The sequence below is a fragment of the Amycolatopsis melonis genome (genome assembly GCF_040064235.1).
GTDB lineage: Bacteria > Actinomycetota > Actinomycetes > Mycobacteriales > Pseudonocardiaceae > Amycolatopsis > Amycolatopsis melonis.
In genome coordinates this window covers 51,005-70,555 of record NZ_JBDZYD010000009.1, presented here as the reverse complement: position 1 = coordinate 70,555, position 19,551 = coordinate 51,005, and the positions used below count along the sequence as shown (strand labels likewise).

The window sequence follows — 19,551 nt, the reverse complement described above, 5'->3', positions numbered from 1 at the left end:
TCGTGAGTGAGAAACAGGGTTAGAACACTGTTTCTCACTCACGACAAGCCGCGGCAGACCGCCCAAGCATCACTCGCCGCCCAGGCCGATTCCCGCCAGGATCTCCCGTGCGCTGCTGGTCAGCGACTCCAGTGTCGGCTCCGGCGAGGAACCGGCCAGTGCGCCGAAGATCGTCCCCTCCATCCAGTCGACGATCAGGCCCGCGTGCCGCTGCGGGTCCGGTGAGCCCGCCTCCGCCAGCATTTCCGCCGCTTGGCGGCGGATGAGCAGGCCGCCCTCGTCGTACGCCGCTCGCAGCTCCGGGCGGCGGGTGGCCTCCAGCGCGAACTCGTAGCGGGCCAGCATCCGGGTCCGGCCCGTCGTGATCGCCTCGAACACGTACCGCGCCACGGACTCCGCCGGCCCGCCCGGCGCCGGGGGCACCACCCGGTCCAGCGCGATGATCCGGGCGATCGTCAGCTCCAGCAGCGCCGCCCGGGTGCGCGCGTAGTACGACGTCGAGCCCTGCGGGAGCCCGGCCGCGCGGTCGACCGCGCGGTGGGTCAGGCCGCGCATGCCGTCCGTCGCAATCACCTGGATGGCTGCGTCGGCAATCACTTCGAGTCGCTCCACCCCGGGCACTCTACAGGTGTAGAGTCCTCTACAGATGTAGAGGAGGAGTCATGAGAGCAGTGGTGGCCGGCGGGGGCATCGGCGGGCTGGCCGCGGCGGTGGGCCTGCACCGGATCGGCTGGACGGTCACCGTCCTCGAACAGGCGCCGCGGTTCGGCGACGTCGGCGCCGGCATCTCGCTGTGGCCCAACGCCCTGCGGTGCCTCGACGAACTGGGCGTCGACCTCGGCGAACACCTCGCCGTCCAGCGCGAAGGCGGCTTCCGCGACCGCCGCGGGCGCCGGATCACCCGCTACGACGCCGCCGGGTTCGAACGGCGCCACGGGCGGCCGCTCGGCGCGATCCACCGGAAACACCTCGTCGCCGCGCTCCGCGACGCCCTCCCCGCCGAGAGCCTGCGCACCGGCGCCGAAGTCACCGAAATCCGCGAGGACGGGCACGTCCGCTTCACCGGCGGAGACCTGCAGGCCGACCTCGTCGTGGCGGCCGACGGCATCCGCAGCCGGACGCGCCGCGCGCTCTTCCCCCACCACCCCGAGCCGGTGTACGCGGGCAGCACGGCCTACCGCGGCGTCGTCCACCACCCCGGCGCCCGGCTGAGCACGAGCTACGACCGCGGCACCGAGGCCGGTGTGCTCCCGCTGACCGGCGGTGACGTCTACTGGTGGATCGCCCACGTCACCGAGCCGGGCCTGCCGCCGGAAAACCTCCGGCAGACCTTCGGCGGCTGGCACGACCCCATCCCGGCGCTGATCGCCGCGACCCCGCCGGAAACCGTGCTGCACCACGACCTCTACCACCTGGCGACGCCGCTGCCGTCCTACGTCCGGGGCCGGGTCGCGCTGCTCGGCGACGCCGCCCACGCGATGCCGCCGTTCCTCGGCCAGGGCGGCTGCCAGGCCCTCGAAGACGCCGTCGTGCTCGCGCACGCTCTGTCCACATCGGACACCGTGGAAACCGCGCTGCGCCGCTACGACGAGCAGCGACGGCCCCGCAGCCAGAAGGTCGCCCGCGAGTCCCGGCGGGCGGGCAAGCTGGGTCCGCAGCTGACCAGCCCGCTGGCCATCGCCCTGCGCACGGCCGTGCTGAGGACACTCCCGGCCTCGGCGACCGCCCGGATGGGCGCCGGCATCACGGGGTGGCGGCCGCCGCGTCTCCCCCGACCAGTCCCGCCTCGTACGCGGTGATCGCCGCCTGCACCCGGTTCTTCACCCCGAGCCGGGTCAGGATCGTGCTCACGTGCGCCTTCACCGTGCCCTCGACGACGAACATCTTCGCCGCGATGTCCGCATTGGACAGTCCGGAACCCAGCAGGGTCAGCACTTCCCGCTCGCGCGGGGTCAGCACGGCGATCCGCTCGCGGGCCGCGGCCGCGCGCGCCAGCTGTCCCCCGGAGAGCCGGGCGATCACCCGCTGCGCCACCTTCGGCGAGAGGAACGCGGCGCCACCGGCGACCGCGTGGATGCCGGCCAGCAGCTCACGCGGGTCGCCGGACTTCAGCAGGAACCCGCCCGCGCCGAGGCCCAGCGCGCGTTCGATGTACTCGTCCTCGCCGAACGTGGTCAGCATGATCACGCCGGTCGCGGGCAGCAGCCGCCGGATTTCGGCGGCGGCGCCGAGGCCGTCGAGGCCGGGCATCCGGATGTCCAGCAGCACGACGTCCGGATGCGTGGCGAGCGCCTGCGAGACGGCCGACCGGCCGTCGGCGGCCTCGGCGACGACCTCGATCTCCGGGTCCGCGCCGAGGATCGCCGCCACCCCGGCGCGCATCAGCGCTTCGTCGTCGGCCAGCACGACCCTGATCACGATGCCCCCTCGGCGAACCTGTCCTTGGCGACCAGCCTGCTGTCGGCAAAGCACAGCCGGTAGGCAGCGTAGTTGTTGTCGAGCCACGAGTTCCCGGTGCCGTAGTACTCGCACACCACGCCGGGCACCGGCGGCAGCGGCGGCTCACCCCGCACCGGCCGGGCGGACCGCTGGTTTTCCGGCAGCAGCGGCGCCAGCTCGGCACGGGACTGCCCGATCCGCGCCCGCTCGTAGACCTGCCCCGGCAGTTCGGAGGAGTTCCACTGGTAGAGGAAGACGATCCCGCTGACCGCGAGGACCACCGCGAACAACCCCAGCGGGACGGCCACCGCCTGGACGAGACTGCGCCGCACGTCCCGCCGCGCCAGCCGCAGGGCCTGCGCCGACGTCGATGCCGCGACCTCGTCGTCGGCGGCCGCCCGCAGTTCCGGGGTCTCCTCGACCGGCGCGGCGTCGTGCGGCAGCGTCGCGGTGACGGCGAACCCGCCCTCGTGCGGCCCGGCGCGCAGGGTGCCGCCGACGAGCCGGACGCGCTCGCGCAGCCCGATCAGCCCGACGTGCCCGGACACCGCGCCCGGCAGCGGCCCGGCGGGCGGCGCCGCGTTGACGACGCTCACCTCGGTCAGCGTGCCGGAGCCGGTGACGCGGACCGTCACGGCGGCGCCGGGCGCGTGCTTGGCCACGTTGGTCAGTGCTTCCTGCACGACACGGTAGGCGGCGAGCGCGACCATCGGCGGCGCCTGTTCGATGTCCACTTCGGCGTCGATCAGCAGTCCCGAGGCCCGTGCCCTGGCGAGCAGCTCGCCGAGGTCGCCCTGCACCGGTTCGACCGGTGCGGTGTCCTCGCGGAGCACGCCGATGATCTCGCGCAGCCGCTCGGTGGCCGCCGCGGCGCTGATCCGCAGCTGCGCGGCGGCGTCGCGCTGGGCGTCGCCGAGCCCGCCCGCGACTTCGAGCGCGGCGGCGCGGACGGCGATCAGGCTCAGCTCGTGGCCCAGCGAGTCGTGCATGTCGCTCGCGATCCGCGCGCGCTCGCGCAGCCGCGCCTGGTCGGCGACCAGCCGCTGCCTGCTCTCCATCTCCTCGGCGCGGCGCCAGCCGGTGCGGGCCAGCTCGCCGCGCATCCGGACGTACCGGCCGAGCAGCCACGGCGACAGCCCGGCGAACACGAGGATCGCGACCATCTCCGCCCAGTCGCCCAGGCCGTCGCGGCCGAAGACGAGCGCGATCGGCAGCCCGAGGACCGCGTAGGCCGTCCCGGTGAGGATCCCCGGGCGGGCGCGCGGCATCCGCAGCCCGGCCTGGTAACTCATCGCGACCAGCACGAAGATCACCCACGCCGGCAGGTGACCGCCTGCCGGGAACGGCACCGCGAGCGCCCCGGCCAGCGCGATGCCGAGCGACACGGCGGGGTACCGGCGCGCGGTGACCACGGACGCGGCGACGATGACGAGGCCGCAGGCCAGCTCCCCGTACGACCGCGTGTCCAGCGTGCCGGCGACGACGACGTACGCCAGGAAGGCCCCGAGGGCGACGTCGAGCACCACCCGCCACCGGCGTTTCGTCACCTCTTGCACGGATTCGACGCTACAAGGCGTGACCGGCGGCGACCACTGCCTAAAGTCAACCTTTCAGCGTGTCCAGGAACGCCAGGGTCTGCGGCCAGGACAGCGCGAAGGCATCGGCGTTGACGGCGGTGCCGTGCCGCGCCGAGTCGCTGAAGCCGTGCTCGGCGCCCGGGAAGTGCTGGGTGAACGTCGCGCCGCGCGGCCGTGACTGCAACGCCGTCTGCAGGCGGGCGAACGTCTCGTGCGAGACGACGGCGTCCGCTTCCGGGTAGGCGACCAGCACCGGCGCGGTGATCTGTGTCGACAAAGCGACCGCGTCGAGGTCGTGGTTCGGTGGCGCCGGGTCGCGGACCGTCGGGTGGTAGGCGACGACCCCGGAAAGCCGCTGGTCACGGGCGGCGAGCAGGAGCGCGAAGCGGCCGCCGAGGCACCAGCCGATGACCCCGGCCGACGTGCAGCCGAGGTCGCCGAGCAGGTGGTCGAGCAGCGCGGTCTGCTCGGCCAGCACGGTCTCGTCGCGCAGGCCGCCGAGCTTCTTGCCGAGGTCTTCGCGGGAGGTGTTGTCGGTGCTCGCGCCGTGGAAGACGTCCCAGGTCAACGTCGTGAACCCGCGTCCGGCCAGCTCGTCGGCCCACGCCCGCACCTGCTCGCCGATGCCGGTGATCATCGGCAGGAGCAGCATCCCGGACACCGACCCGCCCGCCGGGCGAGCCAGGTAGGCGGAGAGTTCGCCGACACGGACGGTGGACGTCTCGATGCTCATATCCGCACGGTAGCGGCCGCGGTGCTGCATGATGATCCACCATGGCCGAGCGCACACTCGCCGACCAGTTGGGCGGCTACCTCCCCGAGGGCATCGAGGCCCTCGAAGAGCACGAACGGCAGGACCTGGCCGACGCGCTGCGGGACGCGCGCCGCCGTCAGGCGAAAGCGCTCGCCGAAGCGGGCGAGGAAGGCCTGAAGTACGTTCCCGCGCTGCTGCGCGGCGCGGTCCGGAAGGCGGTCGGCCTGTGACCGCGGACTACGCGTCGCGCGCGGAGATCCTCAAGCTGGCCCGCGTGCTCGACGTCGAGCCGGAGCGGCTGGAGTACCTCGCCCGCGTCGACGCCGACGACCTCAAGGCGTTCCGCGAGCAGGTCACCGACACGCTGTTCGACGCGAACATCGCGGTGCTGCAGCGGATGGCGCTGGCCGCGCGGCTGCTGCCCGGCGGCGTGCTGGCCAAGATCGCCGAGAAGGTGTTCGGCCCGCTGCTGTGCGCCCGGATCGCGGGCCTGGTCGACGTCGCCCGCGGCGTCGACGTCGCCAAGCGCCTGCACCCGCGGTTCCTCGCCGAGGTCGCGGCGGAGCTGGACCCGCGGCGCGCGAGCGCGATCATCACGCGCATCCCGCTGGACACGGTCCTGGCGGTCGCGGCCGAGCTGGCGCGCAAGGAGGACTGGATCACCCTCGGCCGGTTCGTCGGGCACCTGCCCGACCCGACCGTGCGCAGGGCCCTGGAGCAGATCGACGACGCCGGCCTGCTGCGCATCGCGTTCGTGCTCGACGACAAGAGCCGCATCGACCACGTAGTCGGCCTCCTGCCCGCCGACCGGCTCGCCGGCCTGCTCACCACGGCAGGCCGCGACGAGGACCTGTGGACCCCGGCCCTGGATCTGCTGACCCACTTGAGCGAACCACGCCGGGCAACGCTCAAGCCGCTGCTCGGCGGGCTGCCGAGCGGGTTTCGGGAACGCGCTCAGGCGACGATCAGATAGATCCCGTACCCGATGATCGCGGCGCAGACGGCGAAGCAGGTGACGGCACCGGCGAGCTGACCGCTCCCCGAAGCCCCCGCTTCCCGGGCCGCTTCGCGCTGCGAAAGCCCGGCCACCCCGAAGGAGAACAGGCTCGCCAGCACGGCCACCGAGGCGAGGGCGACGACGAAGACGGCTCCGAGGGCACTCCAGTCGATGTTCACGGCACTCCTCAGGCGTGGACCGGTTCCGGCGTCGCCGGCTCGTCGATGTTCCCGGCGTGCACCGGGTTCCGCTTGGACGCGAGGTAGATGCCCTGCGCGACGACGGCGCCTGCCAGCCCGACCAGCACGGTCCCCCAGGTACCGAGCGTGGACACCTCGGCGGCGAGTGCCCCGACGGCCGCCGCGGCGGGCAGCGTCAGCGCCCAGGCGATCACCATCCTGCCCGCGACGCCCCAGCGGACCTCGGCGAGCTTGCGGCCCAGCCCGGAGCCGATGATGCCGCCGGAGCAGACGTGCGTGGTGGACAGCGCGAACCCGAGGTGCGACGAGGCGAGGATGACCGCGGCGGCGCTCGTCTCGGCCGCGAAACCCTGCGGAGTCCGGATCTCGGTGAGCTTCTTGCCCATGGTCCGGATGATCCGCCAGCCGCCGAGGTAGGTGCCGAGCGCGATCGCGGTGCCCGCGGCGAGGATCACCCAGACCGGCGGCGACGAGTTCGGCGCGAGCGAGCCGGACGCGATCAGCGTCAGCGTGATGACGCCCATGGTCTTCTGCGCGTCGTTCGTGCCGTGCGCCAGCGAAACCAGCGACGCCGAGGCGACCTGGCCCGCCTTGAACGTCCGGCCGACGACGTCCGGCTTCGCGCGGGCGGTGATCCGGTAGACGAGGAAGGTGCCCAGCGTCGCGACGATCCCGGCGACGACCGGCGACGCGAGCGCGGGGATCAGGACCTTCTCGACGACCTTCGCGAAGTGCACGGCGTCGGCGCCGGAGGCGATCCAGGTGGCGCCGATCAGCCCGCCGAAGAGGGCGTGCGAGGAGCTGGACGGCAGGCCGACCAGCCAGGTCAGCAGGTTCCACACGATGGCCCCGACCAGCCCGGCGAAGATGATCACCGGCGTCACCCTGGTCTCGTCGACGATCCCGCCGGAGATCGTCTTCGCGACCTCGACCGACAGGAACGCGCCGGCGAGGTTCAGCACGGCCGAGACGGCGACGGCGGCTCTCGGCTTGAGGGCACCGGTGGCGATGGAGGTGGCCATCGCGTTGGCGGTGTCGTGGAAGCCGTTGGTGAAGTCGAAGGCCAGCGCGGCGACGACCACCACCAGCACGATCAGCGAGAAGTCCATGTCGGGCCTGCTTTCGTTGCTGCTCAAGGACAACGGTACTGATCCACTTCGCTGCTTCCGATAAGTGTCACATGACGGATTACTGAACTCTGTATTAACCGGCCGGGTGGCCGAGGCCGCGCCGCGGTGGGGCAAACCCCACCCCCAAGCCTCCGGTCCAGCCCAGTGTTTCCCCCTCCTTCGCCTGGAATCCTCGAAACCCAGGCGAAGGGGGAACAATGACCAAACCAGGCTGGGCGATCGCAGCGACCGTGGCGTCGGCGGTGTTGTTCTTCTTCGGCACGGGCCTGGACCCGCTGCCCGAACTCGCCTGGCTGGCACCGCTGCCGGTCCTGCTGCTCGCACCCCGCGTCTCCGGCGCCGCGACGCTCGTCTGCGCCTTCGCCGCCTATCTCGCCGGCAGTTCCGGGACCTGGAACTACTTCTGGCATTCGCTGGCGCTCCCGCGGCCGGTGGCGCTCGGCATCCTGGGCGGCAGCGCCCTGCTGTTCGCACTGTCCGCCGGGCTTTTCCGGTGGCTCGTGAAGCGGAACCACGCCGTCGTGGCCGCGCTCGCGGCGCCCGCGTTGTGGACCGTCGCGCTGTATGCCGTTTCGGTGCTGAACCCGGCCGGGGTCATGGGCACCCTGATGACGACGCAGGCCGACCGGCCGTCGATATTGCGGATCGCCACCGTCACCGGCGGCTGGGGCGTGGAGTTCCTGGTGCTGTTCGTCCCGGCGGCCGTGGCCGCCGCGCTCGCGCCCGGCATCCGGGGCCGCTCCCGGGTCGCCGGGCTGATCGTCACCGCGGCCGTCCTGGGCGGCCTCGCCTTCTGGAGCGTGCCGCCGCCGGCCGGGCCGTCGACGCGGATCGCGCTGATCGCCCCCGGCAGGAACCACTGGGCGGCCAACGTCGCCACCCCGGACGGCCAGGCCCTCGTCCAGTCCTATGTGGACCAGATCGGCCGCCTGCCGGGCGGGGTCCAGGCCGTCGTGCTGCCCGAAGCCGCGTTCGCGGTGGACCAGACCAGCCGTCTCTTCCTCGTCGACGCGTTCAAGCAGGTGGCCCAGGCGAAGAACCTCGACGTCGTCACCGGCGTCATCGACACGACCGCCGAGGGCCGGTTCAACGCCGCCCTCGCCGTTCCGCCGACCGGTGAGCCGGTCGAATACCGCAAGTGGCACAACGGCGAGGCGAAGAACCTCCGCCCGGGCACCGAACCGGCGTACCTCGCCGGGAACGGCCTGATGGTGTGCATGGACGTCAACTTCGCCGACCCCAGCGGTGAATACGGCCGGGCCGGCACGGGCCTGGTCCTGATCCCGGCGTCCGATGAGGACGCCGACGGCTGGATGCACAGCCGCACCGCCCTGATCCGGGGTGTCGAGAACGGCTTCTCGGTGGCCTGGAGCGCGGCACGCGGCACGCCGATGCTGGCCGACGCCCGTGGCCACGTCCTGGCCGACACCCACACCGGCGACCGCCCGTTCTCGGTGGTGGTCGCCGATGTCCCGCTCGGCCAGGGCAAGACCCTGTACTCCCGGTTCGGCGACTGGTTCGCGTGGCTGTGCGGCCTGGTCGCGCTCGCGGGCGTGGCCACGGCGGCACGCCGCACCACGGACGCCGTCCGCGTCTGACTCAGCGCACCCGCTCCCCGGCACGCCACACCGCGTACGTCAGCGGCACGCCCGGCCGGTACGCCAGGTGCGTCACCGACGGCGCGTCGAGCACGTGGACGTCCGCCCGCGCGCCGGGGCGCAGCACGCCGACATCGGTGCGGCGCAACGCCTTCGCGCCGCCCGCCGTCGCCGACCAGACCGCTTCCTCGATCGTCATCCGCATCTGCAGCACCGCCGTCGCGACGCAGAACGCCATCGACGTCGTGTAGGAGCTGCCCGGGTTGGCGTTGCTGGCCAGCGCCACGGTCGCGCCCGCGTCGAGCAGCCGCCGCGCCGGGGCGAGGGGCTGCCGGGTCGACAAGTCGCACGCCGGCAGCAGCGTCGCCACCGTGTCCGAGGCGGCCAGTGCCTCGACGTCGGCGTCGCTCAGGTACGTGCAGTGGTCGACGCTGGCCGCGCCCAGCTCCACCGCCAGCCGCACGCCGGGGCCTTCGCCGAGCTGGTTGCCGTGCACCCGCAGGCCGAGCCCGCGCTCGGCGGCGGCCTTCAGGACCCGTGACGACTGGGCTTCGTCGAACGCCCCGGTCTCGCAGAAGACGTCCGCCCAGCGCACGCTTTCCGCCACCGCGTCGAGCATTTCGCCGCACACCAGGTCCACATAGGACTCCGCGTCGGCGCCCGGCGGGACCAGGTGGGCGCCGAGGAACGTGACCTCGTCGGTCACCTCCCCGGCGATCCGGGCGCTGCGGGCCTCGTCGGCCACCGTGAGCCCGTAGCCCGTCTTCGTCTCCAGGCAGGTCGTCCCCTGGCGAGCCGCCTCCGTGACGTGCCGTCGCAGGTTCGCGGCCAGCTGCTCGTCGGACGCCTCCCGCGTCGCGCCGACGGTGGTCGCGATCCCGCCCGCGGTGTAGGGCTTGCCCGCCATGCGCGCCTCGAACTCCGCGGTCCGGTCGCCGGCGAACACCAGGTGCGTGTGGCTGTCGACCCAGCCGGGCAGCACCGCGCGGCCTTCGACGTCGACGCGCTCGTCGGCGTCCGGTGCCTGCTTCGCCGCGCCCACCCAGGCGACCCGGTCGCCGTCCAGGACCAGGGCCGCGTCGCCGAGGCGGCCCAGTGCCGGGTCGTGGGTGGTGAGTTCGCCGATGCCCGTGATCAGGACTGCCACAGTGCCTCGATCTCCTTCGCCAGAACGGTTTCCGGTCGGTCGACGAGCCGGTGCTCGCCGTCGCGCACGACCTCGCGGCCCGCGACGACCGCGTGCGTCACGTCGGCGCCGGACGCGGCGAACAGCACGCCGGAGGGCTCGATCCCGGCCGTCCGCACCGAATCCAGGCCCACGGTGACGAAGTCCGCCGCCGCGCCTTGCTCCAGGCGTCCGGCTTCGGGCCACCCGACGGCGGCGTGGTCGGTGCCTGCTTCGAGGAGTTCCCCGGCGGTGAAGCGGCCGCGTTCCTCGGAAGCCAGCCGGTCGTCCAGCTCCAGCGCGCGGGTCTCCTCGAACGCGTCGACGACGGCGTTGCTGTCGCTGCCGACGCCGAGCCGCACGCCCGCGTCCCGCAGCGCGCGGGCCGGGCCGATGCCGTCGCCGAGGTCGCGTTCGGTGGTCGGGCAGAAGCACGCGCGCGCCCGCCCGGCCCCGAGCAGCCCGATGTCGGCCGGGGTCAGGTGGGTCGCGTGCACGGCGACGAGGCGATCGGTCAGCACACCGCGCTCGTGCAGCAGTTCCGTCGGCGTGCGGCCGTAGGCGGCCTGGCACTGCTCGTTCTCGCCGCGCTGCTCCGAAAGGTGGACGTGCACCACCCGCTCGCTGTCCACTTCGGACAGCTGATCCGCCGGGACCGCGCGTACCGAATGGATTGCGGCGCCGACCCGGAATCCCGCGTCCTCCTTCAGCTCGGCCACCCGCGAAGCCCACGCCGCGGCCGAGCCGTCGGAAAACCGCCGTTGCACCTCGTCCGGTTCGACGCCGATCCCGCCGGCCAGGTAGCAGGTGTCCAGCAGCGTCAACCGGATCCCGGCGTCGGCGGCGGCCTGCCGCAGCGCCTCCCCCATCGCGTTCGGGTCGGCGTAGGGTTTCCCGCCGGGCGCGTGGTGCAGGTAGTGGAACTCGCCGACGCTCGTGTACCCGCCCAGCACCATCTCGGCGTACACGCCCCGCGCGAGCCGGTAGTAGCTGTCCGGGTCGAGCCGTGCGGCCAGCGCGTACATCCGCTCGCGCCACGTCCAGAACGTGCCGCGCTCGTGGTGCGTCCGGCCGCGCAGCGCCCGGTGGAAGGCGTGCGAATGCCCGTTCGCGAACCCCGGCAGCGTCAGCCCGGCGAGCACGGTGCCGGCGCGCGGCGCCCCGGCTGTCACGCCGGTGATCCGGCCGTCGGCGACGTCGATCCGGACGCCGGCCGCGATCCCGCCCGGCAGCCAGGCCTGCTCGCACCAGAAAACTGTCGGTGCCGAGCGATAGGCTGGAATCGGGGGGCGCCCCCGCGGGTCGGCGGTCACTGCGCCAGCCGTTCCAGGGCCGTGGCCAGTGCCGCGGCACCGGCTTCGACGTCGTCGGCCTCGGCGAACTCCTCCGGCGAGTGGCTGATCCCGGTCGGGTTGCGCACGTAGAGCATCCCGGCCGGGACGAACCCGGCGAGGATCGCGGCGTCGTGCCCGGCGCCGGTCGGCAGTTCCGGCGGCCCGCCGAGCCAGCCACCCAGGTCGCGGCGCAGGGCGTCGTCGAACACGACATCGTCCGAATAGGACTCCCGGGTCACGCTCACCCGGCAGCCCTCTTCCTTCGCGGCCGCTTCGGCCGCGTGGGCGATGTCCTCGACCAGTGCCGGGGTCGCCGTCCCCGGCACCCGCGCGTCCAGCCAAAGGTCCACAGTGGACGCGATGACGTTGGTGCCACCCGGCGTCGGGACCAGGCGGCCGACGGTCGCCCGCGCGTCCGGCACCGCGGCGGCCAGCCGCCGGACGGCGGTGACCGTCGCGGCGGCGGGCAGCATCGGATCGGCGCGATCGGCCAGCAGCGTCGCCCCGGCGTGATTTCCCTGACCGGAGAACGAGAACCGCCACCGCCCGTGCGCGATCACCGTGCTGCCGACGGCCACCGGCGAGCCGAGATCGATCAGCCCGCGGCCCTGCTCGACGTGCAGCTCCAGGAACTTTCCGACCAGCCCGAGGCGGCCCGGGTCGGCCCCCACCCGCTCCGGGTCGAAACCGGCTTTCGCGGCGGCCTCGGCGAACGTCACGCCGTCGGCGTCCCGCAGCCCGCGCGCCTTGTCCGCGTCGATCGTCCCGGTGAGCAGGCGCGAACCGAGGCAGGGGACACCGAACCGGCCGCCTTCCTCTTCGGCGAACACGACCACCGCGAACGGCCTGCCCGGCCGGAAACCCCGCGCCTGCAGGGTTTCCACCGCGGCCAGCGCACTGACAACGCCGAGCGGGCCGTCGAACGCGCCGCCGCCGGGCACCGAGTCGAGGTGGCTGCCGGTGACGACGGCGTCCGGCCCCGGCGGCCCCCACCAGGCCCAGATGTTGCCGTTGAAGTCGGTGTCGATGTCGAGCCCGAGGCCCAGTGCCCGCTCGCCGAACCAGGCCCGCAGCTCCTGCTCGGGCGCGTCGAACGCGTGCCGCGAGTAGCCGCCGCGCTTCGGGTCGCGCCCGACGTCGCCGATCTCCTCCAACAGGCCCGAAGCCGTCACGCGTCCTCCCGCATCGGCACCCGCACGCCGCGCTCGTCCGCGACCTCGGCCGCGCGGTCGTACCCGGCGTCGACGTGCCGGATGACGCCCATGCCGGGGTCGTTGGTGAGCACGCGTTCGAGCTTCTGCGCGGCCAGCAGCGTCCCGTCGGCGACCGACACCTGCCCGGCGTGGATCGACCGGCCCATGCCGACGCCGCCGCCGTGGTGGATCGACACCCAGCTCGCCCCGGACGACGTGTTGACCAGCGCGTTGAGCAGCGGCCAGTCGGCGATCGCGTCGGAACCGTCGGCCATGCCCTCGGTCTCGCGGTACGGCGAGGCGACGCTGCCGGAGTCGAGGTGGTCGCGGCCGATGACGACCGGCGCCTTCAGCTCCCCGCTGGCCACCATCTCGTTGAACCGCAGGCCCGCCAGGTGGCGTTCGCCGTAGCCGAGCCAGCAGATCCGTGCGGGCAGACCCTGGAAGGCCACGCGCTCCCCCGCCATCCGGATCCAGCGCGCGAGGGATTCGTTCTCCGGGAACAGCTCCAGCATCGCGCGGTCGGTCGCGGCGATGTCCTCGGGGTCGCCCGACAGCGCGGCCCAGCGGAACGGGCCGTTGCCCTCGCAGAACAACGGCCGGATGTAGGCGGGCACGAAGCCGGGGAAGTCGAAGGCGCGCTCGCAGCCGCCGAGTTTCGCCTCGCCGCGCAGGGAGTTGCCGTAGTCGAAGACCTCGGCGCCGCGGTCCAGGAAGCCCAGCATGGCTTCGACGTGCTCGGCCATCGACTCGCGCGAGCGGTCGGTGAACTCGTCGGGCTTCTTGGCCGCGTAGTCGTGCCAGTCGTCGACGCTGACACCCTTGGGCAGGTACGACAGGGGGTCGTGCGCCGACGTCTGGTCGGTGACGATGTCGACCTCGACGCCGCGGCGCAGCAGCTCCGGCAGCACCTCGGCGGCGTTGCCGACGACGCCGACCGACAGCGGCCTGCCTTCCTTCTTCGCCTTGCTGACGCGGGCGATGGCGTCGTCGAGGTCGTCGGCGACCTCGTCCAGGTAGCGCGTCTCGACGCGGCGGTGCGCGCGCTGCGGGTCGCACTCGACGACCAGCGCGACGCCGTCGTTCATGGTCACCGCCAGCGGCTGCGCGCCGCCCATGCCGCCGAGCCCGGCGGTGACGGTGAGCGTGCCCTTCAGCGAGCCGCCGAACTTCTTCTTCGCCACGGCGGCGAACGTCTCGTACGTGCCCTGCAGGATGCCCTGGGTGCCGATGTAGATCCAGGAGCCCGCGGTCATCTGGCCGTACATGGTCAGGCCCTGCGCCTCCAGCCGGCGGAACTCCGGCCAGGTCGCCCAGTCGCCGACGAGGTTGGAGTTGGCGATGAGCACACGCGGCGCCCATTCGTGCGTGCGGAAGACCCCGACCGGCTTGCCGGACTGGACCAGCAGCGTCTCGTCGGTGTCCAAAGTGGTCAGTTCACGCGTGATCGCGTCGAAGCTGGCCCAGTTGCGCGCGGCTTTCCCGGTGCCGCCGTAGACGACCAGGTCCTCGGGCCGCTCGGCGACGTCGGGGTCGAGGTTGTTGTGGAACATCCGCAGCGCGGCTTCGGTCTGCCACGACTTGGCGGTGAGCTGGGTGCCACGGGCGGCACGGACGACGCGGGACATCAGACCTCCAGACGGGCGGCGTCGCGGACGGCGCCGGAGCGGACGAGTTCTTCGGCGGCCGCGATCTCGGGCGCCAGGTGACGGTCGGGACCGGGACCGTCCACTTTGGTGCGAAGCAGGTCGCGCACCGCGCCGGTGACCGGCGAAGGCTCCAGCGGCGCACGGAAGTCCAGTGCCCTGGCCGCGGTCAGCAGCTCGATGGCGAGAACCGTGGTGAGCCCGTCGACGGCCTTGCGCAGCTTCCGCGCGGCCGACCAGCCCATGGAGACGTGGTCCTCCTGCATGGCACTGCTCGGGATGGAGTCGACCGACGCGGGCACGGCGAGCCGCTTCAGCTCGCTGACCACGGCGGCCTGGGTGTACTGGGCGATCATGTGGCCGGAGTCGACACCGGGGTCGTCGGCGAGGAACGGCGGCAGGCCGTGCGAACGCGCCTTGTCGAGCATCCGGTCGGTGCGGCGCTCGGCGATGCTGGCGACGTCGGCGACCGGGATGGCGAGGAAGTCCAGCACGTAGGCGACGGGCGCGCCGTGGAAGTTCCCGTTGGATTCGACGCGGCCGTCGGCGAGGACGACGGGATTGTCCACAGCGGACATCAGCTCGCGCTCGCCGACGAGCTCGGCGTGGGCGAGGCTGTCGCGCGCGGCGCCGTGGACCTGCGGGGCACACCGCAGCGAGTAGGCGTCCTGGACGCGGTTGCAGTCGGGACCGCGGTGGCTCTCGACGATCTTCGAGCCCTGCAGGGCCTGCCACATCCGCGCCGCGGACGTCGCCTGGCCGGGGTGCGGGCGCAGGGCCTGGAGGTCGGCGGCGAAGGCACGGTCGGTGCCCAGCAGCGCTTCGACGCTCATCGCGGCGGTGATGTCGGCGACGTCGAGGAGGTTGTGCAGATCGGCGGCGGCGAGCAGGAGCATGCCGAGCATGCCGTCGGTGCCGTTGGTGAGGGCGAGGCCCTCCTTCTCGGCCAGCACGATCGGCTCGATGCCCGCGTGCTTTAGGGCTTCGTCGGCCTTGATCACTTCGCCGCGGTAGGTGACCTCGCCTTCGCCCATGAGCGCGAGCGCGACGGCGGCCAGCGGCGCGAGGTCACCGGAGCAGCCGAGCGAGCCGTACTCGTGCACGATCGGCGTGATGCCGGCGTTGAGCAGGGCCGCAAGCGCTTGCGCGGTCCGGGGGCGGACGCCGGTGTAGCCACTGGCGAGCGTCCGCAGCCGCAGCAGCATGAGCGCGCGCACGACCTCGGGTTCGACGGCGGGCCCGGCACCGGCGGCGTGCGAGCGGATCAGGCTCCGCTGCAGCGCGGTCCGGCTCTCGACCGGGATGTGACGGGTGGCGAGCGCGCCGAAGCCGGTCGAAACGCCATAGGTGGGCGTGACGGCATCGGCGAGGTTCTCGATGTGCTGACGCGCCGCGGCGAGGGTCTTCTCGGCCGCGTCGCTGAGCCCGACGGGCGCATGCCCGCGGACGACGTCGACGACCTGGGCGGCGGTCAGGGGCTCCGGGCCCAGGAGCACTTTTTCCGGCATGGGGACATTGCACCCCTTCGGAACCGCTGGTGGGAGGCGCTGCGGAGTGGTTCTGTCTGGTATCCCAGACACCGGGGCTAGCCTGGCCGCGAGGAGGTGAGCCATGAGCGACGTTCCGGCATTGCGCCGCGGCCTGGCGGTCCTCCGGTTGCTGGCGACCCGCCCGGGCCCCGTGACGGCGGCGGCGATCGCCCGCGAGACGGATCTCCCCCGCTCGACGACGTACCACCTGCTCAACGAGCTGGAGGCGGCCGGTTTCGTCGTCCACCTTCCCGCGGAGCGCCGCTACGGCCTCGGCATCGCGGCGTTCGAGCTGGGCTCGGCGTACCTGCGCCACGACCCGCTGGAGCGCCTGGCCGGGCCGTTGCTGCGCAAGCTGGTCGACCGCACCGGCCACACGGCCCACCTGGGCGTCCTGCACGGCAACGAGTCCCTGTACCTGATCAAGGAGCGCCCGGCCCGCCCGGAGACGCTGGTGACGGAGGTCGGCGTCCGCCTCCCGGGCCAGCTGACGGCCTCGGGCCGCGCAATCCTGCGGCACCTGCCCGCCGCCCACGTCCGAGCCCTGTTCCCCTCCCCGGCGGCGTTCGTCCTCCGCACCGGCCGCGGCCCCCGCACGCTGGCGGAGCTGCGCCGCACCCTGACGGCCGAGCGCCGCCTGGGCTGGTCCGTGGAGGACGGCCACGTGACGGACGGCTTCGCCTCGGTGGCCTGCCCGGTGTTCGACCACGGAGCCCGCCCCCTGGCGGCGATCAGCGTGACGCTGCGCCACCACTGCGAGACCGAGCCGTGCGACCGGACATGGCCGGAGCTGGCCGCCGAGGTGGCGGCGGCGGCCACCGAGCTGACCACCCGCATCGGCGGCCGTCCCGGCTGAGCTTCACATCCCGACCGCGTGCCGGATGCCTGCGCCCATCGCCCGCATCAGTTCCGGCGCCCGGGTGCCTCGTGCGTCGTTCGCCAGCCGGCCGAGCACGTCGTCGTCCGCGACAATCCGGAGCAGCGCTTTCTTTCCGGCGTCGTCGAGCAGCCTTGGCATCAGCGATCCCAGGAGCCAGGCACCCGCGAGTGCCGGGTCGTACTCGTGCTGAGCCAGCAGCGCGGATTCCTCTTCGTACAGGAGATCGAGGTAGGGCCCGGTCGAATACCAGGAGATCATCGTGGCGAGATCGATCGCGTCGCGGGTGGTGATCATGCGACGCTCCCACCAGGTCAGCAGCTTGAGGAGGGCCAGCTCGGGCGCCGCGGGAACCCGGACGGTGAGCCCGCCGGGCAGGACGACGGTCTCGGCGGACGCCGTCGCCTCACGCAGGCCACGGACGTTCAACCGATGGTCGAAGTCGGCCCAGGTGGCCACCTCGACCGCGATGTCGACGTCACGGGTGGCTCGCTCGGGCGCCGTTCCGGCCAGCCCGATCGACAGGATCGTGCGCGCCGTGGCCCCGACCACCAGGTAGTCCACATCGGCTGCCTGGGCAGCGGCGTTCACCGCGGTGAGCACACGGGCGGCGCGGACGATTTCAGGTTCGGTCGAGGCGGACAAGTCGATCGTCATGGGTCCGGATCCGGTCTCCGTGGTCGCGCTGGCGCGGATCTCCCGAAGCCAGCAAGTCGGCGTAGATCAACGGGGAAGGCACGAGCCAGGACTCCGGTTCGGGCACGCGCCAGAACCGTTCCCGGATGTGGACGTTGCCGTTGCCGTCCGCCCGGGCCAGGCGATGCCGGCCGACGAACCGGGCCGGAACCTGTTCGGCGTAGAGCGTGAGCGAAGCGGGCCGCAGGTGTGAGTCGAGGAGACTGGCTCCGGCTTCTCCGCCGAGCTGGATTCCCATCGAGCGCATCTCGGTCTCCGAGGCCGGCCACCACGAGAGGTCGTCCACGGAGAATTCGCCGAGCGCCAGCGCCGCGTGCAAGGTGATCGAGTACGCCTCGGCCCACCGGTCGAGCAGCTCGCCACCGCGGGCCAGCCGGCGCCCCTTCGCCCCGGCATAGAGGTAACCCGCCGCGGCGAGCTCGTCGATCACCGCCTTGACGGTTCCCAGCGAGGCCCCGCTCGCTTCGGCCAGGACCCGGTACGGCCGGGATACGAGATCAGGCCAGCTGAGGAGGACGAACACCACGCGCAGACCCGAGCGGCCGAAAGCCCCAGCGGCCCTTGGCGAGGTTCTCGCCCGCGGAACCGCCGGATTGCGCCGTCCGCGGACGTCGACGAGGACGTCGTCCCAAGCCAGGTGCGCATTGCCCGCGGTGTCCACGTAATCGATCCCCCGGGCACGCAGGCGCTCGGCAACAGGCTCGCTGACATGCGTCGTGACCACCAGCGCCGGGAGGCCGGCGGGCAGAGTGAGGCTGGTGGCCAGTTCAGGGGTCAAGCGGCGCTTGACCTCGACACCGTAGGTCCGGGCGGCCCCGGACCGGGCGGTCAGACGCAGCACGGCGTCGAGCCGGTGCGTTTCGCCGGGCTCGGTGCTCTCGACGGAGAGCACTTCACCCCGGAACCCGAACTCACCCAGCCGCTCGACTGCCACGCTGGTCAAACTCCCGCTGTTCAACGGGAGAGCATGTTCAGTTGTTTTGAACATGCTCTCATTTTGAACAAGTCTCTCTTCTCTCGCAACTTGTCCCGGCGGCCGTCCCGGCTGACGGCCGTCGCGGGCCGTCCGGGGGCCGGGGCTGGTGCGATCGGGGCAACTGTCACCGAACGACTCGATTCCACTCCGCTGGGTTATTACCGTGACTGAACAGCGTTCCGAGGGGCACCGGCGATGGATGACGCACGCGTGACGAGGGTGGGGTTCGGCGCGGTGCTCGCCGTCCCCGAGTTCCGCGCGATGTGGACCGCCGAGCTGCTGTCCGTCTGCGGTGACCAGCTCGCCCGCGTCGCGCTCGCGGTGCTCGTCTTCCAGCGGACCGGCTCGGCCGCGCTGACCGGCCTCACCTACGCCCTGACGTACGTGCCGTCACTGCTCGGCGGTGTCCTGCTGGCCGGCGCGGGCGACCGGTGGCCGCGCCGCGACGTCATGGTCGCGACGGACCTGGCGCGCGCCGTGCTGGTCGCCGTCATCGCGGTTCCCGGCGTCCCGCTGTGGGTGCTGTGCGTGCTGGTCGCGGCGATGACGGCACTGGGCGGGCCGTTCAAGGCCGCGCAGCAGGCCCTGCTGCCGACGGTCCTCGAAGGCGAGCGTTACCTGGTCGGGATGGCCCTGCGCAACATCACCATCCAGGGCGCCCAGCTGGCCGGGTTCGCGGGCGGCGGTGTGCTGATCGCCGCGCTCACGCCGTCCGCGGCACTGGCACTGGACGCGGCAACGTTCGTCCTCTCGGCCATCCTGCTGCTCGTGGGCGTCCGGCGGCGCGCGGCGATCGCGCAGGCGGTCCGGCCGGCCTGGCTGTCGGCGACGGGCGCGGGGATCCGGCTGATCTGGCGTGACCCGGCACTGCGGACGTTGGTGGCGCTCAACTGGCTGGCGGGGTTCTACATCGTGCCGGAGGCGCTGGCCGCGCCGTACGCGGCCGGGATCGGCGCGGGCGCGACGCTGGTGGGGCTGCTCATGGCGGCCGATCCGGCGGGCAGCGTGCTCGGCGGGGTCGTGTTCGGCCGGTGGATCCCGGAAGCCGCGCAGGTGCGGCTGCTCGGGTTGCTCGGGATCGCCGCGGGGCTGCCGCTGGTGGTGTTCGTGGTCCGGCCGGGGCTGGTGCTGTCGGTGGTGCTGCTGGCCGTGTCCGGGCTGCTGGCCACGGGCTACAACATCCAGGGCACGGTGTCGTTCATGCGCCGGGTGCCGGACGAGCAGCGCGCGCAGTGCGCCGGGGTCAACTCGGCGGGCCTGATCACCGTGCAGGGGGTCGGCGCGGCCGCGGCGGGCGCGCTGGCCGACGTGCTGAGCCCGGGCCACACCATCGCCGTGGCCGGGGCGGCGGGTGCCGCGGTGGCCGTGCCGATCGCGAGGGCGTGGCGCCGGGTCAGGCGGGAGGGTCGATGACCTCAGTTGTCGCGTCCGCACATGGTG

Annotated in this window: 19 protein-coding genes; 6 read left to right on the top strand and 13 right to left on the bottom strand. The window is 72.9% G+C overall.

Translation table 11 applies throughout. From position 1 onward, the window contains the following. Positions 1-69 precede the first annotated feature (69 nt). Entirely contained in the window at positions 70-612 is a 543-nt protein-coding gene (locus ABJI51_RS24130) for a TetR/AcrR family transcriptional regulator (RefSeq protein ID WP_348953635.1), read from the bottom strand. 50 nt (positions 613-662) lie between these two features. Here ABJI51_RS24130 and ABJI51_RS24125 point away from each other — a divergent pair, with 50 nt between their 5' ends. Continuing rightward, a complete protein-coding gene (locus ABJI51_RS24125; RefSeq protein WP_348953634.1) occupies positions 663-1,799 on the top strand; it encodes an FAD-dependent monooxygenase in 1,137 nt (378 codons plus the stop codon). Here the strand turns inward: ABJI51_RS24125 and ABJI51_RS24120 are convergent. The 3 genes from ABJI51_RS24120 to ABJI51_RS24110 are packed head-to-tail and all read right to left on the bottom strand — an operon-like array spanning position 1,744 to position 4,749. Further along, a complete protein-coding gene (locus ABJI51_RS24120; protein ID WP_348953633.1) occupies positions 1,744-2,418 on the bottom strand; it encodes a response regulator transcription factor in 675 nt (224 codons plus the stop codon). The two genes, ABJI51_RS24125 and ABJI51_RS24120, sit on opposite strands and share 56 nt — an antisense overlap. Continuing rightward, positions 2,415-3,995: a sensor histidine kinase gene (locus ABJI51_RS24115; RefSeq protein ID WP_348953632.1), complete on the bottom strand. Its 1,581-nt coding sequence runs from the start codon at positions 3,993-3,995 to the stop codon at positions 2,415-2,417. The genes ABJI51_RS24120 and ABJI51_RS24115 overlap by 4 nt, the downstream gene beginning before the upstream one ends. Positions 3,996-4,041: 46 nt before the next feature. Beyond that, on the bottom strand, positions 4,042-4,749 hold the full coding sequence (locus tag ABJI51_RS24110; protein WP_348953631.1) for a dienelactone hydrolase family protein: 708 nt from the start codon (positions 4,747-4,749) through the stop codon (positions 4,042-4,044). Between the two features lie 41 nt (positions 4,750-4,790). Between ABJI51_RS24110 and ABJI51_RS24105 the strand changes: the two genes are divergently transcribed. Together ABJI51_RS24105 and ABJI51_RS24100 are read left to right on the top strand one after the other, a co-directional pair. Beyond that, positions 4,791-5,000, top strand: a complete 210-nt coding sequence (locus tag ABJI51_RS24105) for a hypothetical protein (protein ID WP_348953630.1) — start codon at positions 4,791-4,793, stop codon at positions 4,998-5,000. Further along, entirely contained in the window at positions 4,997-5,743 is a 747-nt protein-coding gene (locus ABJI51_RS24100; RefSeq protein ID WP_348953629.1) for a hypothetical protein, read from the top strand. The genes ABJI51_RS24105 and ABJI51_RS24100 overlap by 4 nt, the downstream gene beginning before the upstream one ends. Here ABJI51_RS24100 and ABJI51_RS24095 read toward each other — a convergent pair. Together ABJI51_RS24095 and ABJI51_RS24090 are read right to left on the bottom strand one after the other, a co-directional pair. Beyond that, complete coding sequence (locus ABJI51_RS24095) at positions 5,725-5,946, bottom strand: hypothetical protein (RefSeq protein ID WP_348953628.1); 222 nt, start codon at positions 5,944-5,946, stop codon at positions 5,725-5,727. The two genes, ABJI51_RS24100 and ABJI51_RS24095, sit on opposite strands and share 19 nt — an antisense overlap. An 8-nt stretch (positions 5,947-5,954) precedes the next feature. Then, a complete protein-coding gene (locus ABJI51_RS24090; protein WP_348953971.1) occupies positions 5,955-7,076 on the bottom strand; it encodes an inorganic phosphate transporter in 1,122 nt (373 codons plus the stop codon). Between the two features lie 218 nt (positions 7,077-7,294). On the opposite strand from ABJI51_RS24090, the gene ABJI51_RS24085 reads away from it, so the two are divergent. Continuing rightward, complete coding sequence (locus tag ABJI51_RS24085) at positions 7,295-8,695, top strand: acyltransferase (RefSeq protein WP_348953627.1); 1,401 nt, start codon at positions 7,295-7,297, stop codon at positions 8,693-8,695. A gap of 1 nt (position 8,696) precedes the next feature. On the opposite strand, the gene hutI is transcribed toward ABJI51_RS24085, so the two are convergent. From hutI to hutH, 5 genes are all read right to left on the bottom strand, one after another. Next, positions 8,697-9,842 carry an imidazolonepropionase gene (gene hutI / locus ABJI51_RS24080; RefSeq protein ID WP_348953626.1) on the bottom strand — a complete coding sequence of 382 codons (1,146 nt, stop codon included), beginning with the start codon at positions 9,840-9,842 and terminating at the stop codon, positions 8,697-8,699. Then, entirely contained in the window at positions 9,830-11,092 is a 1,263-nt protein-coding gene (locus tag ABJI51_RS24075) for a formimidoylglutamate deiminase (RefSeq protein WP_348953970.1), read from the bottom strand. The genes hutI and ABJI51_RS24075 overlap by 13 nt, the downstream gene beginning before the upstream one ends. A 77-nt stretch (positions 11,093-11,169) precedes the next feature. Further along, a complete protein-coding gene (locus ABJI51_RS24070; protein WP_348953624.1) occupies positions 11,170-12,366 on the bottom strand; it encodes an allantoate amidohydrolase in 1,197 nt (398 codons plus the stop codon). Continuing rightward, positions 12,363-14,015, bottom strand: a complete 1,653-nt coding sequence (hutU, locus tag ABJI51_RS24065; protein WP_348953623.1) for a urocanate hydratase — start codon at positions 14,013-14,015, stop codon at positions 12,363-12,365. Before hutU ends, ABJI51_RS24070 begins: the two co-directional genes overlap by 4 nt. Further along, positions 14,015-15,541 carry a histidine ammonia-lyase gene (gene hutH, locus ABJI51_RS24060; RefSeq protein ID WP_348953621.1) on the bottom strand — a complete coding sequence of 509 codons (1,527 nt, stop codon included), beginning with the start codon at positions 15,539-15,541 and terminating at the stop codon, positions 14,015-14,017. The genes hutU and hutH overlap by 1 nt, the downstream gene beginning before the upstream one ends. Before the next feature lie 103 nt (positions 15,542-15,644). Here hutH and ABJI51_RS24055 point away from each other — a divergent pair, with 103 nt between their 5' ends. Further along, a complete protein-coding gene (locus ABJI51_RS24055; protein WP_348953619.1) occupies positions 15,645-16,418 on the top strand; it encodes an IclR family transcriptional regulator in 774 nt (257 codons plus the stop codon). Between the two features lie 3 nt (positions 16,419-16,421). Here the strand turns inward: ABJI51_RS24055 and ABJI51_RS24050 are convergent, their stop codons facing one another. After that, positions 16,422-17,096: a hypothetical protein gene (locus ABJI51_RS24050; RefSeq protein WP_348953618.1), complete on the bottom strand. Its 675-nt coding sequence runs from the start codon at positions 17,094-17,096 to the stop codon at positions 16,422-16,424. Next, the gene (locus ABJI51_RS24045) at positions 17,062-18,123 is read right to left on the bottom strand and encodes a type IV toxin-antitoxin system AbiEi family antitoxin (protein WP_348953617.1); all 1,062 of its coding nucleotides are present in this window, start codon (positions 18,121-18,123) and stop codon (positions 17,062-17,064) included. The genes ABJI51_RS24050 and ABJI51_RS24045 overlap by 35 nt, the downstream gene beginning before the upstream one ends. A gap of 183 nt (positions 18,124-18,306) precedes the next feature. On the opposite strand from ABJI51_RS24045, the gene ABJI51_RS24040 reads away from it, so the two are divergent. Continuing rightward, the gene (locus ABJI51_RS24040) at positions 18,307-19,524 is read left to right on the top strand and encodes an MFS transporter (RefSeq protein ID WP_348953615.1); all 1,218 of its coding nucleotides are present in this window, start codon (positions 18,307-18,309) and stop codon (positions 19,522-19,524) included. Positions 19,525-19,551: the final 27 nt, after the last annotated feature.

Bases quoted from the DNA above. Each gene is read 5' to 3' on its own strand.
- ABJI51_RS24090 (WP_348953971.1), bottom strand. From the start codon at position 7,076: ATGGACTTCTCGCTGATCGTGCTGGTGGTGGTCGTCGCCGCGCTGGCC.
- ABJI51_RS24040 (WP_348953615.1), top strand. From the start codon at position 18,307: ATGGATGACGCACGCGTGACGAGGGTGGGGTTCGGCGCGGTGCTCGCC.
- ABJI51_RS24045 (WP_348953617.1), bottom strand. From the start codon at position 18,123: ATGTTCAAAACAACTGAACATGCTCTCCCGTTGAACAGCGGGAGTTTG.
- hutU (WP_348953623.1), bottom strand. From the start codon at position 14,015: ATGTCCCGCGTCGTCCGTGCCGCCCGTGGCACCCAGCTCACCGCCAAG.
- ABJI51_RS24125 (WP_348953634.1), top strand. From the start codon at position 663: ATGAGAGCAGTGGTGGCCGGCGGGGGCATCGGCGGGCTGGCCGCGGCG.
- ABJI51_RS24050 (WP_348953618.1), bottom strand. From the start codon at position 17,096: ATGACGATCGACTTGTCCGCCTCGACCGAACCTGAAATCGTCCGCGCC.
- ABJI51_RS24105 (WP_348953630.1), top strand. From the start codon at position 4,791: ATGGCCGAGCGCACACTCGCCGACCAGTTGGGCGGCTACCTCCCCGAG.
- hutH (WP_348953621.1), bottom strand. From the start codon at position 15,541: ATGCCGGAAAAAGTGCTCCTGGGCCCGGAGCCCCTGACCGCCGCCCAG.
- ABJI51_RS24085 (WP_348953627.1), top strand. From the start codon at position 7,295: ATGACCAAACCAGGCTGGGCGATCGCAGCGACCGTGGCGTCGGCGGTG.
- ABJI51_RS24055 (WP_348953619.1), top strand. From the start codon at position 15,645: ATGAGCGACGTTCCGGCATTGCGCCGCGGCCTGGCGGTCCTCCGGTTG.
- ABJI51_RS24110 (WP_348953631.1), bottom strand. From the start codon at position 4,749: ATGAGCATCGAGACGTCCACCGTCCGTGTCGGCGAACTCTCCGCCTAC.